The organism is Aeromonas sp. R1-1, from assembly GCF_040908495.1.
Lineage (GTDB): Bacteria > Pseudomonadota > Gammaproteobacteria > Enterobacterales > Aeromonadaceae > Aeromonas > Aeromonas veronii.
The window spans coordinates 25,174-40,073 of the sequence record NZ_JBFODV010000170.1; the positions used below are offsets into that span (position 1 = coordinate 25,174).

Sequence of the window (14,900 nt, forward strand, 5' to 3'; positions counted from 1 at the left end):
AAGGTAAACTGCCCCTGTTTTCAATCGATGCCGAGGTAATGATGTTCAAGGTAGTTGTATCCGATCTCGATGGCACTCTGCTCAACAAGCAGCACCAGATCTCTCCCCGTACCCGGGATACCCTGCACCGCCTGGTAGAACAAGGTGTGAAATTCGTGGTCGCCACCGGCCGTCATCACGTTGACGTACGCAGCTTCCGCGATGCGCTGGGGATGGACATCTACCTCATTACTTCCAATGGCGCCGTGGTCCATGACAAACAGGATCAGCTGATTTTCAACCAGCCGCTGCCGACCGAGATCGCCGCCGAACTGATTGCGCTGGAGCGCGACCCCTCTATCCACCTCAATGTCTATCAGGGTGATGACTGGGTGGTGGAAGAGGAGCTGCCCTGGCTGCTGCAGTTCCACGATGAGTCAGGGTTCACCTACCGTCTGGTCGATGACCTGAAACAGGAAGCGAAAGAGCAGATCAACAAGGTGTTCTACATCGGCGACCACGAGAAACTGCTGAAGATCGAGGCGCACCTCAACCAGCGCTACGGCGATCAACTCAACGTCACCTTCTCCCTGCCGGACTGTCTCGAAGTGATGCACGCCGGGGTGCACAAGGGCAATGCTGTGCGTGCCGTGCTGGAGCAGAACGGGTTCGATATGTCGGAGGCGATCGCCTTCGGCGATGGCATGAACGACTTCGAGATGCTGACCATGGTGGGACGCGGCATCGTGATGGGCAACGCCCATGACCGCCTGAAAATGGCGCTGCCGGAGTATGAGCAGACCCTCACCTCCGATGAAGATGGCGTCGCCGTCTATCTGGAGAAGCTGTTCGAGCTGGAGAGCGTCAGCGCCGCCTGATCCTCTTCATCCCGACATTCGAGTCAGCAAAGCCTCACCATGTGAGGCTTTGTTTTTTCAGGGTTTCCAGCCAGGGATTGGGCCGCTGCCAGCTGAAGCTCTGGTTCGCTCCGCCGTAGCATTCAGCCAGCCGCAGCGGCGTGCCGGGGGTATGGCGTCGCCCGGCCACATCGAGGCAGCGGGAAACCTTGCTGTTGAACAGCTTGTCTTTCTGCCACTCCCACTGCGCCTGACCGTCACAGGGTGCCAGCATCACTTCGCTGTCGTTTTTGGCTTGCAAACAGAGATCCTGCAGGCGCAACTCACCCAGATCCCACTCGAACAGTTGATCGTCTTTTCCGCTGCAAGGTTGTGCCAACACCTTCTGATGGGACACCGCAACGCAAAAATCACCGCTGGTCAGCAAGGGGGAGCGCGCATGCTCCTCCTGCGGTTGTGAAGCTATGGAGCCCATCATCACATCGGTGGATGGCGGCTTGATGGTACAGCCACCCAGCAGCAAGGCCGCCAGCATGGCGGGGGAGCAAGCAAAGGAAATTTTGTTATTCATGGAAAAATGCCTGAAATGGGCCGATGACATCCGGTTGTCAGTGACTCGAGGCTGAAGCATAACCGAAAGGCGGGGCGCGCAGCCCAAATAGAGTGTAAACAGACGTAACAGGGAGAGAGTACTGGCCCAGCGGAGGCCAGAAAGCAAAAAACCCCGCCGAAGCGAGGTTTTTCTAAATGTGGTCGGTGATAAAGGATTCGAACCTTTGACCCTCTGGTCCCAAACCAGATGCGCTACCGGACTGCGCTAATCACCGAGGCTATTTCTTTCAAAATAGTTTACTTCAAAAAAACAAAGACGACCTTATGGTCATCCTCGTCATACAGCAAGTATGGTGCGAAGAGAGGGACTCGAACCCTCACACCCGGGGGGCACTAACACCTGAAGCTAGCGCGTCTACCAATTCCGCCACCTTCGCGTACCTGACAAGCTGTAAAATGGGGTGGCTGATGGGGCTCGAACCCACGACAACCGGAATCACAATCCGGGACTCTACCAACTGAGCTACAGCCACCACAGCTGTTTTCGTTCCACAACAACGCCCGTTTAACCGACGCACTTTTGATGGTGCGCCCGACAGGATTCGAACCTGTGACCTCTGCCTCCGGAGGGCAGCGCTCTATCCAGCTGAGCTACGGGCGCTACGCTGTCGAACGGGGCGCATTATTAATGATGGTTGCTGGTTTGTCTACACTTTTCTGTCACCGAAACACTGTTCGTTGTTTTTTCAAGCACATTGCGCACTTTTCTTCCACTATTCCCTTGCTGACAGCCGAAAAGGGGCAGATCGCAGTCGCAAATCGCCTTGCTGCCTTGACTTGATTTGATGCCCATCTAGAATGAATGAACGTTCATTCAATCGAAAGTCACACTGATGATTCTGGATAAAAAAGAGAGCATCTTCAACGCGGCCCATGAGGTGCTGGGTGAACGGGGTTTTCATGGTCTGTCGATTGCGGAAGTCGCCAAGAAGGCCAATGTTGCCACCGGCACCATCTATCGCTACTTCGGCGACAAGGATGATCTGATCCGGCAACTGCACCAGCACACTATCTTGCAGTGTGTGCCCATGGTCATGGCCGATGTAGCAATCGATAAAGTTTCATTTCAACAATTTCGCCAATTATGGCTCAATATTCATGCCATTTTTGTTAACGAACCCAACGCTATCCGGTGCAAATTGCAGTACGAGAGCTCTCCGCTAGGGGCAGAATTGGAGACCAATCCTGTCATTCTGGCCGCCTGGGAGCCTCTGGACCGATTTTTTGAACAGGGCGTTGAACAAGGATTGTTTATTGATTTACCGATACGGGCACTCCAGGTGTTGAGTCTGGACAGTGTCATGCATCTGGCCCTGCAGTGCAGGGTGCACAACATCACGCTGACCGAATCGCAGTTGGAAACCGCGATCCGGGCCAGCTGGAATGCCATTTTATCCCCCAATCTTTCCACCTCAGGAGCCTGTTCATGAAAAAGTGGATGGCCATTATGTTGCTGATAGCGATCGCCTTGTTTGGCAGCGTCATCGGCTTCAATTTGTTCAAACAGAAGATGATTGCCCAATATATGGCCAACCGGCCGGAGCCCGAGTTCCCCGTCACCGCCATGGTGACCAAGGCGCAGGATTGGGTACCGACCATCGAAGCGATCGGCTTCATCGAGCCGAATCAGGGGGTGACCCTCTCCACCGAACTGGCAGGTACCATTGACGCCATCACCTTCGAATCAGGCAAACCGGTCAAGGCTGACCAGCTGCTGCTGAGCCTGGACTCCACCGTGGAGCGGGCCAATCTGCGCGCCTCTCAGGCCAAGCTGCCGGCGGCAAAAGCCAAGTTCGATCGTTTCCAGAACCTCTACAAGACCAGCTCCATCTCCAAAGAGCAGCTGGATGAGGCGGAAGCGGCCTATCGCTCACTGGAAGCAGATATCGAGAGTCTGAAGGCGACCATTGCCCGCCGTGAAGTGCGTGCGCCCTTTAGCGGCGTGGTCGGCCTGCGCAATGTGTTCCTCGGTCAGTATCTGCAGCCGGGCACAGATATCGTGCGCCTGGAGGATACCAGCGTGATGCGCCTGCGCTTCACCGTGCCCCAGACCGATATCTCCAAAATCAAGCTGGGCCAGACCATCAAGATCAATGTGGATGCTTATCCGCAAACCCAGTTTGACGGCCATATCACCGCCATCGAGCCTGCGGTCAACTTCCAGAGCGGCCTGATCCAGGTACAGGCAGACATTCCGAACAACGACGGTCAGCTGCGTTCCGGTATGTTCGCCCGCGCCAGCATCATTCTGCCGACGGTGAAAGATCAGATTGTGATCCCGCAAACCGCTATCTCCTTCACCCTTTACGGTCAGAACGTCTACGTGCTCAAAGAGGGCGAAGAGACCGACAAAGAGGGTAACAAGGTGAAAGTGCTGCGAGCCAAGCAGGTTGTGGTCAAGGCCGGTGAGCGCCGTGGCAACGATGTGCATGTGCTCTCCGGCATCCAGGCCGGTGACCAGATCGTACTGTCGGGTCAGGTTCGCCTGAGCAACGACACCAAGGTGCATGTGGTCGAGAACGATGCCCTGGCCGTTCCGGCACAAACCCCGATGCTGTAAGCGCGGAGATCTGCGATGCGATTTACTGACATATTTATAAAACGGCCTGTGCTGGCGATCTCGCTCAGCTTCCTGATCGCCTTGCTGGGTTTTCAGGCCATCTTCAAGATGCAGGTACGAGAATACCCAGAGGTGACCAACACGGTGATCACCGTCAGCACTGGCTACTATGGCGCCAGTTCTGATCTGATCCAGGGGTTCATCACCCAGCCGCTGGAACAGGCGGTCGCGCAAGCCGACAACATCGACTTCATGACCTCCTCCAGCCAGCTGGGCAGCTCCACCATCACTGCGTACATGAAGCTCAACACCGACCCCAACGCCGCGCTGTCCGACATACTGGCGAAGGTGAACTCGGTGCGCTCCCAGTTACCGAAAGAGGCGGAAGACCCGTCGGTCACCTCCTCCACCGGTTCAACCACGGCGGTGCTCTACCTCGGCTTTACCAGCCCGGAGCTCAATTCCAGCCAGATCACCGACTATCTGGAGCGGGTTATCAAGCCGCAGCTCTTTACTGTCGGTGGGGTCTCCAAGGTTGATCTCTACGGCGGTGTCGAGTTTGCCCTGCGGGTATGGCTGGATCCGGCCAAGATGGCGGCCTTCAACCTGACCGCCAGTGACGTGATGACGGTGCTCAACAGCAACAACTATCAGTCCGCGACAGGTCAGGCGACCGGTTACTTCACCCTGTTCAACGGCAACGCCGAGACCCAGGTCAAGGATGTCGACGAGCTGAAGCGTCTGGTCGTTGCTACCCGTGACGGCAAGGTGATCCGCCTTTCCGACATTGCCAAGGTGACCCTCGAGAAGAGCCACGACATCTATCGCGCCAGCGCCAACGGCCGCGAAGCTGTGGTCATGGCGGTCAACGCCGCGCCGACAGCCAACCCCATCAACATCGCACACGATGTGCTGGCGTTGCTGCCGAGCCTTGAGCGCAATATGCCGAGCACCATGCGTCTCAACGTGATGTATGACTCCACCGTGGCGATCAACGAGTCCATCCACGAGGTTATCAAGACCATCCTGGAGGCAGCCGCCATCGTTCTGGTGGTCATCACCCTGTTCCTCGGTTCGTTCCGCGCGGTCATCATCCCGATCATCACCATTCCGCTCAGTCTTATCGGCGTAGTGATGATGATGGATATGTTCGGCTTCTCGATAAACCTGATGACCCTGCTGGCGATGGTGCTGGCGATCGGTCTGGTGGTGGATGACGCCATCGTGGTGCTGGAGAACGTCGACCGTCATATCAAGGAGGGGGAAGAACCGTTCCGGGCAGCCATTATCGGTACCCGTGAAATTGCGGTGCCGGTTATCGCCATGACGGTTACTCTGGCGGCGGTATACGCCCCTATCGCCCTGATGGGTGGTATCACAGGCTCCCTGTTCAAGGAGTTTGCCCTGACCCTGGCTGGCGCCGTGTTCGTCTCGGGCATCATCGCCCTGACTCTGTCACCGATGATGTGTTCCAAGATGCTCAAGGCCAACGAGCAGCCGGGCAAGTTCGAGAGCACAGTCCACCACCTGCTGGAGCGGATGACCGATCGCTACGACAGCATGCTGCACGCTGTGATGAAAAAGCGCCCCGTCATCGTGGTGTTCGCCGTCATCGTCTTCGCCAGCCTGCCGCTGCTGTTCAAGTTCATCCCGAGCGAACTGGCACCATCAGAGGACAAGGGGGTCATGGCCGTGCTGGGTACCGCACCGTCCAACGCCAACCTGGACTACATCGAAAACACCATGGCAGATGTGAACAAGATCCTAGACGACCAGCCCGAGATCGCCTTCTCCCAGGTCTTCTCCGGGGTGTTCAATGCCAACCAGGCGTTCGGTATCGCCTCCATGGTGCCCTGGAGCCAGCGTGAAGCGAGTCAGAAAGAGGTGCTGGACCGGGTCGCCAATCTGGTGAAAGACATCCCGGGTATGGCCATCACCACCTTCCAGTTCCCGGAACTGCCGGGTGCATCGAGTGGTCTGCCGATCCAGTTCGTCATCACCACCCCGAACAGCTTCGAAAGCCTGTTCCTGGTGGCCGGTGAAATTCTGGCAGCGGCGCAGAGTAACGGTCAGTTCGTCTATTCGGATCTCGATCTGAACTACGACTCCGCCACCATGAAGATCCGCATCGACAAGGACAAGGCGGGTGCCTATGGCATCACCATGCAGGATATCGGTATCACCATGGGCACCATGATGGCGGACGGTTACGTCAACCGTATCGACCTGGATGGCCGCTCCTACGAGGTGATCCCGCAGGTCGAGCGCAAATACCGTCTCAATCCGGAATCAATCAAGGGCTATTACGTGCGGGCTGCAGACGGCAAGTCGATCCCGCTCGGCAGCCTGATCAGCATTGAAGTGGTCGGTGAGCCCCGCGCCCTGCCCCACTTCAACCAACTGAACTCCGCCACCATAGGCGCCGTTCCGGCTCCGGGCGTGGCCATGGGTGATGCGATCAACTGGTTCCAGACCACCGCCGACGAGAAGCTGCCGCAAGGCTATCGTTACGACTTCATGGGTGAAGCCCGTCAGTTCGTCACCGAAGGCAATGCGCTCTATGCCACCTTCGCACTGGCACTGGCCATCATCTTCCTGGTGCTGGCAATCCAGTTCGAGTCGGTGCGTGACCCGCTGGTCATCATGGTCTCTGTACCGCTCGCCATCAGCGGGGCCTTGATTGCCCTGGCATGGGGTATGGCGACCATGAACATCTACTCCCAGGTGGGCCTCATCACCCTGGTGGGTCTGATTACCAAGCACGGTATCCTGATCTGTGAAGTAGCTAAGGAAGAGCAGCTGCTGCGCGGCATGAACCGGATGGAAGCCGTGATGCAAGCCGCCAAGGTTCGTCTGCGCCCGATCCTGATGACCACGGCCGCCATGATTGCCGGCCTGATCCCGCTGCTCTACGCCGCTGGCGCCGGTGCGGCACAGCGTTTCAGTATCGGTATCGTCATCGTGGCAGGTCTTGCCATCGGCACCCTGTTTACCCTGTTCGTGCTGCCTGTGATCTACACCTATCTGGCTTCCGAGCACAAACCCTTGCCGGTATTCGATGAAACCATTCCGCCCAAAGCAAACGGCGGACATTAATCATCAATCACATGCAAAGGCCCCGATACGGGGCCTTTTTTATGCTTCGCAGGAAAGACGACATAAGTGCATGAAGCAGTTAAACTAAAAAACACCACATCCAGACCGCAAGGACGCCATGTCAGGACTCTTCTCCAAGACCGCCAGGGCCGTAGGCCGCAACGGACTCTCATATCGCCTGCTCTCCTACATTCTGGTCTGCAGTACCGTATTGGCGATGATCATTACGGTGCTGCAACTCGCCTGGGATTACCGCAAGGATGTCGCCGTCATCGAAGACAGCATCGGCCAGATCGAAGCCTCCTTTTTGCAACCTATTGCCGCCAGCTTGTGGAACCTCGATGAGGAGCAGGTCAAGGTGCAGATCGAAGGGATCATGAACCTGCCCAACATGCAGTTTGTGATGGTCAAGGAGATGCTCGGCAACTCCGAAGTGCCACTGTTGACCCAGGGAGTGGAACGGGAAAGCTATGACATCTCCCAGGAGTTCAATCTCACCTATCAGGGGGAAATTGTCGGCAAGCTGTTTGTCGCCGCGTCGCTGGAGCAGATTTACCAGCGTCTGATTGAGAAGTCAGTGCTGATCATGGTCAGCCAGACCATCAAGACCCTGGTGGTCTCATTTTGTATCCTGATCATCATTTACTATCTGGTGGTCAGACACATCAACCGCATCGCCAACTACGCCCAGAAGTTCAACCTCGATCGGCTCGACATGGAGCTGGTGCTGGAGGGGCGTCCGCAACCACGCAAGAAACCCGACGAACTGGATACCCTGGTCTCCACCCTCAACCAGATGCGCACCCGGCTACGTGACGAGCTGGTCGCTCGTCATCAGGCGGTGGAACAACTGCAACAGGAGCGGGATTTCTCCGCCACCCTGATCAACTCGGCCAACATGGTCATCTGCTGTATGGAGCCGGATCTCACCATCGCCAGCATCAATCCAGCAGCCATACTGCTGACCGGTTATCACCAACAGGAGCTGCTCCAGCACAACTGGCTGGATCTCTTCGTCAGCCCGACCCAGCGGGAAGAGCTGAACAATATCCTGAACGAAGAGGGGTCACTGGCAGACAAAGAGGTCATCATGCATGACCAGCAGGCCCACGAGCTGGTGCTGCAGTGGACCTTCGTACCCTTCTATGAAGGGCCGAACCTCAAGTACCAGATCGGGTTCGGCTACGACATCACCCAACTGAAAAAGGTCGAGCGGGAGATTATCCAGCTCAATGAGCAGCTGGAAGGAAAAGTGGTGGAACGTACCCGCAGCCTGAGTGAAGCCAACAACCAGCTGGGCAAGGCGTACGACGACCTGAAACAGGCCCAGCAAACCCTGGTGGAGTCGGAGAAGATGGCCTCCCTCGGCTCGCTGGTGGCCGGGGTGGCACATGAGATCAATACCCCAATCGGCATCAGTGTGACCGCCTCCTCCTACCTGCAGGAACGGGTTGCCGATTTCAAATCTCATATAGAGTCAAAACAGCTGTCGCGTTCCTATCTCAACGAGTTCACCGTCAACCTCGACGAGTCGATGCAGCTGCTGCAGAGCAACCTGCGCCGCGCCTCTGAGCTGATTGCCAGCTTCAAGCAGGTAGCTGTCGACCAGTCATCGGAAGCACGCTACAACTTCAGCCTCGCCGACAACCTCCATCAGGTGGTGGTCTCGCTTGGCCACAAACTGAAGAAGAGCCAGTGCGAAGTGGATATCCAGTGCGATCCCAAGCTGTCAATCTTCTCCTTCCCGGGCAGCTTTACCCAGATCTACTCGAACCTGATCCTCAACTCCATCAACCACGGGTTCGACAGCTGGGACAAACCGAAGAAGATCACCATCAAGGTGGAACAGCAGGGAGAAGAGCTGTTTATCGACTATTCGGACAACGGCCGCGGCATCCCGCCCGAAATCTTGCCGCGCATCTTCGATCCCTTCGTCACCTCCAAGCGGGGTCAGGGTGGCAGCGGTCTGGGCACCCACATCATCTACAACCTGGTGGTGCAACTGCTGAAAGGCCGTATCAGCTGTGCCAGCGAACCGGGCCAGGGCGCCCAGTTCCATATTCGCCTGCCGATCCAACATAACTGAGCGCTGGCTCTTGTGAGCCAGCCGCTTTATCCCCATCATGCTGTGATTGCATTCTTAATGAGCGGAGAACCTCGCAATGGCACAGCATTTTGACTATATCGCCATCGGCGGCGGCAGCGGCGGTATTGCTTCTGCCAACCGGGCTGCCATGTACGGTAAGAAAGTTGCCCTGATTGAAGCCAAAGAGTTGGGTGGAACCTGCGTCAACGTAGGCTGCGTACCGAAGAAGGCCATGTGGTATGCAGGCCAGATCGCCGATGCCCTGAAATATGGCGCCGACTACGGCTTTGACACCACCCTCAACCACTTCAACTGGGCCAAGCTGGTCGAGTCCCGCCAGGCCTACATCGGCCGCATTCACCAGTCCTATCAGAACGTGCTGGGCAAGAACCAGATCACCGTCATCAAGGGCTTCGCCCGCTTCGTCAGCAGCAACACCATCGAGGTTAATGGCGAGCACTACACGGCCGATCATATCCTGATCGCTACCGGTGGCCGCCCGGAAATTCCGGCGATCCCGGGTGCCGAGCTGGGTATCGACTCCGACGGTTTCTTCGATCTGCAAAGCCAACCCAAGCGGGTTGCCGTGGTTGGAGCTGGCTACATCGCAGTCGAGATCGCCGGGGTGATGCAGGCACTCGGCTCAGAGACCCATCTGGTGGTGCGCAAGCACGCACCGCTGCGCAACTTCGACCCCATGATCCACGAGACACTGGTCGAAATCATGGCGCAGGAAGGGCCCAAGCTGCACACCCACGCAATTCCCAAAGCCGTGCTCAAGAACGCTGACAACAGCCTGACCCTGCAACTGGAAGATGGCCGCCATCTCACCGTCGACTGCCTGATCTGGGCCATCGGCCGGGTACCGGCTACCGACAACCTCAATCTGGCTGCCGCTGGCATCACGCTGGACGAGAAGGGCTTTATCCCGACCGACAAGTTCCAGAACACTTCCGTCGCCAACATCTATGCGGTGGGTGACAATACGGGTCGCATCCAGCTCACGCCGGTAGCCGTCGCGGCGGGCCGCCGCCTCTCCGAGCGGCTGTTCAACAACAAGCCGAACGAGCACCTCAACTACGATCTGGTGCCGACCGTGGTGTTCAGCCACCCGCCCATCGGCACCATCGGCATGACCGAACCGGAAGCCATCGCCGAATACGGCGAGGACCAGGTGAAGGTCTACCGCAGCCAGTTCACCGCCATGTACTCGGCACTGACCCAGCATCGCCAACCCACTCGCATGAAGCTGGTCTGTGTCGGCCCGGAAGAGAAGGTGGTCGGTCTGCACGGTATCGGCTTTGCCATGGACGAGATCCTGCAAGGCTTCGGCGTCGCCATGAAGATGGGGGCCACCAAGGCGGACTTCGACAACTGTGTCGCAATCCACCCCACCAGTGCGGAAGAGTTTGTGACAATGCGATAAGCACGTTGCAGGCTGACCTGCCACTATCAGGTCATCTTCATCCACCAGCGTTCAAACCCGGCTCAGGCCGGGTTTTTTGATCACTCCTCGCTATTTCTCTCGCAAATCCGTCGTTCTTTACGCCGATTTTACGCCTGCCACATGGCGCTTTATGGCGTCTTTACGCCTGTTTTACATACCCTTTGCAGCGTCAATGACACCAACAGAGTCGATATGGTCTTACATCGGCTCTCGCAGCTAATTATCTCAATGGAGTCGATATGAATTGGCTATATCTGCTGCTCGTCCTCGCCTTGATGGCCTATCTGATGCGCGCACTCACGCGCAGTCACGAGTGAGGGACTACCTATATGCAGCAAGAAATTATCTACCCGGTGGCCAGCAAACTGCCGAGCCTCGTGAGCAATCCAATGCGTGCCCTGACGCACCGTGACCACGAGTGAGGAACTAGAACATGTGGCAAGAAATAATCTATCCGGTGGCCTTCGTGCTGCTGGTTCTGCTGCCGGCACCGCTGCTGGGCAACTACATCTACCGGGTATTTGAAGGAAAAATTCGCTGGTTGGCACCGGTCGAGCGCGCCACGCTGGCTTGCTGTGGCACCGATGGGCGGGAGCAGGACTGGAAGTCCTACGCCCTCAGCCTGCTGGCCTTCAACGGCGCCGGTTTCGGTCTGCTGTTCCTGATCCTGATGGCGCAGGGGTTGCTGCCCCTCAACCCGCAACAACTGCCGGGTCTGAGCTGGCAACTGGCATTCAACACCGCGGTCAGCTTTATGACCAACACCAACTGGCAAGCCTATTCCGGTGAGGCCAGCCTCTCCTACTTCAGCCAGATGGTTGGGCTGACCACCCAGAACTTCGTCTCCGCAGGGACGGGCGCCGCCGTCGCCATTGCCCTGTTCCGCGGTATCGCTCGTCAGCAGACCATCAACCTTGGCAACTTCTGGCAGGATCTGGTGCGTTTCTGCCTCTATGTGCTGCTGCCCATCGCGCTGATCATGGCGCTGGTGCTGGTATGGCAAGGGGTGCCGCAAAGCCTCTCCGCCTATCTGCCGTTCCACGGTGTGGAAGGTCAGGAGCAGCTGCTGCCCCTCGGCCCGGCGGCCTCGCAGATCGCCATCAAGCAGCTTGGCTCCAACGGCGGCGGCTTCTTCGGCATCAACTCGGCACATCCGTTCGAGAACCCGACAGCCCTCTCCAACTGGCTGGAGATGGTCGCCCTGCTCACCATCGCCGCCGCCATGGTCTTTACTCTGGGCCGCTATGTTAAAGACATGGCCCACAGCCGCGCCATTCTCGGCGCCATGACCCTCATGCTGGTGCTGGGGCTCTTCGTCTCCCTCTCCCAGGAGCTGAAACCGGATCCCGCCCTCGCCCAGCTCACCACTGACGCCAGCAACATGGCTGGCAACTGGGAAGGCAAGGAGAGCCGCTTCGGCCCTGTGCTCTCCAGCATCTGGGAAGTGGCGACTACTGCCGCCTCCAACGGTGCCGTCAACGCCATGCACGACAGCTTTACTCCGCTCGGCGGCATGGTTGGCATGATCAACATGCTGCTGGGTGAGATCATCTTCGGCGGGGTCGGCTCCGGTATCTACGGCATGATGCTGTTCGTGTTGCTGACCGTGTTCCTGTGCGGCCTGATGGTGGGACGTACCCCGACTTATCTGGGCAAACGGCTCGGCATCACCGAGATGAAGTGGGTCGTCGCCAGCATGCTGGTCATGCCGGTGGGGGTTTTGGTGATCGGTGGTGTCACCCTGCTGATGCCGGATGCCAGCACCATCATCGGCCATGATGGCCCGCACGGTCTGTCACGCCTCATCTACGCCTACGCCTCGGCTGCCGGCAACAACGGCTCCGCCTTCGCCGGTTTTGCCGCCGGTGACAACTGGCAGTGCATCGCCATTGGTCTGGCCATGCTGCTCGGTCGCTTCGGCTACATCATTCCGGTACTGGCCATCGCCGGTCAGCTGGCCCGTGCGCCCCGTCAGGAGACGAGCGAAGGAGACTTCCCCATCAGCGGCCCGCTGTTCGTTACCCTGCTGATCATCACCGTCCTGCTGATAGGTGGCCTCTCCTTCCTGCCGGTGCTGGCACTGGGCCCGGTGGCCGAACACCTGAGCCTGATCGGAGGGGCATTCTGATGAACCTGACCCTGTCGATCACCATCCGGATGCCAATGGCCAACTATCTGATGCTGGGAGCTTTCCAATGAGCAAGTCCACTGCAATGAGCACCGACACCATGTTGGTGAAGGGCAAAAAACAGAAATCACAGATCATCCAGGCAATGGTTGAGGCCCTCTATCGCTTCAATCCCAAGGCGCTGTTTGGCAGCCCCATCCTGTTCACCCTCTGGCTGGCCGCAGTCATGGCGACCGTGGAGTCCCTGCTGGGGCAGCCTCTCTCCGGCGTCGCCCCCTCGCTGGCCTGGCAGTTGACCGCCTGGCTCTGGCTGACCCTCTGGTTTGCCAACTTCGCAGAAACTCTGGCCGAGGGACGCGGCAAGGCCCGTGCCGATAGCCTGAAAGCGGGCATGAGCCAGCTCAAGGCCCGTCGGGTGGCGAATGCCAAAGATGGTCAGGGCGAGTGGGTACCCGCCACCAGCCTGATGAAGGGGGACCTGGTGCTGGTACGCAGCGGCGAGATGATCCCGGCCGACGGCGAAGTGATCGCCGGTATCGCCTCGGTCAACGAGGCCGCCATCACCGGCGAATCCGCCCCCGTCATCCGCGAGTCGGGTACCGACCGCAGCGGCGTGACCGGCAACACGACGGTCGTCTCCGACGAGATCTGGGTGCGCGTCAGCAACAATCCGGGCGAGAGCACGCTGGATCGGATGATCGCACTGGTGGAAGGGGCCAAGCGCCAGAAGACCCCCAACGAGATGGCGCTGGATGCCCTGTTGGTGGGTCTGACCCTGATCTTCCTGCTGGTGGTCGCCACCCTGCCCTGGTTCCTCGACTACAACGGCACCCAGGTCCCGCGTCTCTACCTGATCGCTCTCTTTATCACCCTGATCCCGACCACCATCGGCGGCCTGCTCTCCGCCATCGGCATTGCCGGTATGGATCGACTGGTGAAGCTGAACGTCATCGCCAAGTCTGGCCGTGCCGTCGAAGCGGCTGGTGACGTGCGCACCCTGCTCTTGGACAAGACCGGCACCATCACCTTCGGCAACCGGATGGCCGACGAGTTGATCCCGGCACCCGGCGTCGACCCCGCCCTGCTGGCACAAGCAGCCATGCTGGCCTCGCTGGGTGACAACACTCCCGAGGGCAAATCCATCCTGACTCTGGCCAGCAAGAGCATGGCCAAGCCGAGCCAGCTGGAGAGCGACAAGGTGATCCCCTTCAGCGCCGAGACCCGGCTGAGCGGGCTGGATCGCAACGGTCATCAATATCGCAAGGGTGCGGTGGATGCCGTGTTGAACTACCTGAGCCTCGACCGCAAGGCGGTACCTGAGCTGGTGCTCAAGTCAGTCGACAGCATCGCCCGTCAGGGTGGCACTCCGCTGCTGGTCTGCACTCAGGAGAAACTACTGGGGGTGGTCTACCTCAAGGACATCATCAAGCCCGGTATCAAGGCTCGCTTCCAGATCCTGCGCCACATGGGGATCCGTACCGTGATGATCACCGGTGACAACCCGAAAACCGCCGCCGCCATCGCCGCCGAAGCCGGGGTGGATGACTTCATCGCCGAAGCAACGCCGGAGAAGAAGCTCGCCTATATCCGGCAGGAGCAGGCCGATGGTCGTCTGGTCGCCATGTGCGGTGACGGCGCCAACGATGCGCCCGCGCTGGCGCAAGCTGACGTGGGGCTGGCCATGAACGAGGGTACCCAGGCCGCCAAGGAGGCGGGCAATCTGGTGGATCTCGACTCCAACCCCACCAAGCTGCTGGATGTGGTGCTGGTCGGCAAACAGCTGCTGGTGACCCGTGGCGCCCTGACCACCTTCTCCATCGCCAACGACGTGGCCAAGTACTTCGCCATCCTGCCAGCCCTGTTCATCGCCGCCTACCCGCAACTGGGGGCACTGAACCTGATGCAGCTGGGCAGCCCGCAGAGCGCCATCCTGTCGGCCATCATCTTCAACGCCCTGATCATTGTGGCGCTGGTGCCGCTGGCGCTGCGTGGTGTCGACCTGAAAGGCTCGGCCACCAGCCTGCTGCGCCGCAACCTGCTGATCTACGGTGTCGGCGGCCTGCTGGTGCCGTTTATCGGCATCAAGCTGATCGATTTGGTCATCACCGGCCTGGGTCTGGTGTAACAACATAACC

At 58.5% G+C, this 14,900-nt stretch carries 9 protein-coding genes and 4 tRNA genes; 8 read left to right on the forward strand and 5 right to left on the reverse strand.

The annotated features are described in order from the left end of the window. Positions 1 to 41: 41 nt before the first annotated feature. Complete coding sequence (locus tag AB5Y92_RS09910; protein ID WP_368226704.1) at positions 42 to 857, forward strand: Cof-type HAD-IIB family hydrolase; 816 nt, start codon at positions 42 to 44, stop codon at positions 855 to 857. Between the two features lie 34 nt (positions 858 to 891). On the opposite strand, the gene AB5Y92_RS09915 is transcribed toward AB5Y92_RS09910, so the two are convergent. The 5 genes from AB5Y92_RS09915 to AB5Y92_RS09935 form a co-directional block, all read right to left on the reverse strand. Then, complete coding sequence (locus AB5Y92_RS09915; RefSeq protein WP_368226671.1) at positions 892 to 1,407, reverse strand: ricin-type beta-trefoil lectin domain protein; 516 nt, start codon at positions 1,405 to 1,407, stop codon at positions 892 to 894. 179 nt (positions 1,408 to 1,586) lie between these two features. Then, a tRNA-Pro gene (locus tag AB5Y92_RS09920) sits at positions 1,587 to 1,663 on the reverse strand. Positions 1,664 to 1,739: 76 nt separating this feature from the next. After that, positions 1,740 to 1,825 (reverse strand) — tRNA-Leu (locus AB5Y92_RS09925). Positions 1,826 to 1,845: 20 nt separating this feature from the next. Further along, positions 1,846 to 1,921 (reverse strand) — tRNA-His (locus tag AB5Y92_RS09930). Between the two features lie 51 nt (positions 1,922 to 1,972). Further along, positions 1,973 to 2,049, reverse strand: a tRNA-Arg gene (locus AB5Y92_RS09935). A gap of 232 nt (positions 2,050 to 2,281) precedes the next feature. On the opposite strand from AB5Y92_RS09935, the gene AB5Y92_RS09940 reads away from it, so the two are divergent. From AB5Y92_RS09940 to kdpB, 7 genes are all read left to right on the forward strand, one after another. Further along, positions 2,282 to 2,878 (forward strand): TetR/AcrR family transcriptional regulator, encoded by a 597-nt coding sequence (locus AB5Y92_RS09940; RefSeq protein ID WP_005339267.1) that lies wholly within the window; start codon positions 2,282 to 2,284, stop codon positions 2,876 to 2,878. Then, the gene (locus tag AB5Y92_RS09945) at positions 2,875 to 4,008 is read left to right on the forward strand and encodes an efflux RND transporter periplasmic adaptor subunit (protein ID WP_005355753.1); all 1,134 of its coding nucleotides are present in this window, start codon (positions 2,875 to 2,877) and stop codon (positions 4,006 to 4,008) included. The genes AB5Y92_RS09940 and AB5Y92_RS09945 overlap by 4 nt, the downstream gene beginning before the upstream one ends. A 15-nt stretch (positions 4,009 to 4,023) precedes the next feature. Beyond that, a complete protein-coding gene (locus AB5Y92_RS09950; RefSeq protein ID WP_005355755.1) occupies positions 4,024 to 7,104 on the forward strand; it encodes a multidrug efflux RND transporter permease subunit in 3,081 nt (1,026 codons plus the stop codon). 118 nt (positions 7,105 to 7,222) lie between these two features. Next, positions 7,223 to 9,190, forward strand: coding sequence for an ATP-binding protein (locus tag AB5Y92_RS09955; protein WP_201987629.1), 1,968 nt, complete (start codon positions 7,223 to 7,225; stop codon positions 9,188 to 9,190). 76 nt (positions 9,191 to 9,266) lie between these two features. Beyond that, positions 9,267 to 10,616: a glutathione-disulfide reductase gene (gorA, locus tag AB5Y92_RS09960; protein WP_042054367.1), complete on the forward strand. Its 1,350-nt coding sequence runs from the start codon at positions 9,267 to 9,269 to the stop codon at positions 10,614 to 10,616. Positions 10,617 to 11,070: 454 nt separating this feature from the next. Further along, positions 11,071 to 12,765 (forward strand): potassium-transporting ATPase subunit KdpA, encoded by a 1,695-nt coding sequence (gene kdpA / locus AB5Y92_RS09965; protein ID WP_368226673.1) that lies wholly within the window; start codon positions 11,071 to 11,073, stop codon positions 12,763 to 12,765. 67 nt (positions 12,766 to 12,832) lie between these two features. Next, positions 12,833 to 14,890, forward strand: a complete 2,058-nt coding sequence (gene kdpB / locus AB5Y92_RS09970) for a potassium-transporting ATPase subunit KdpB (protein ID WP_368226675.1) — start codon at positions 12,833 to 12,835, stop codon at positions 14,888 to 14,890. Positions 14,891 to 14,900 lie beyond the last annotated feature (10 nt).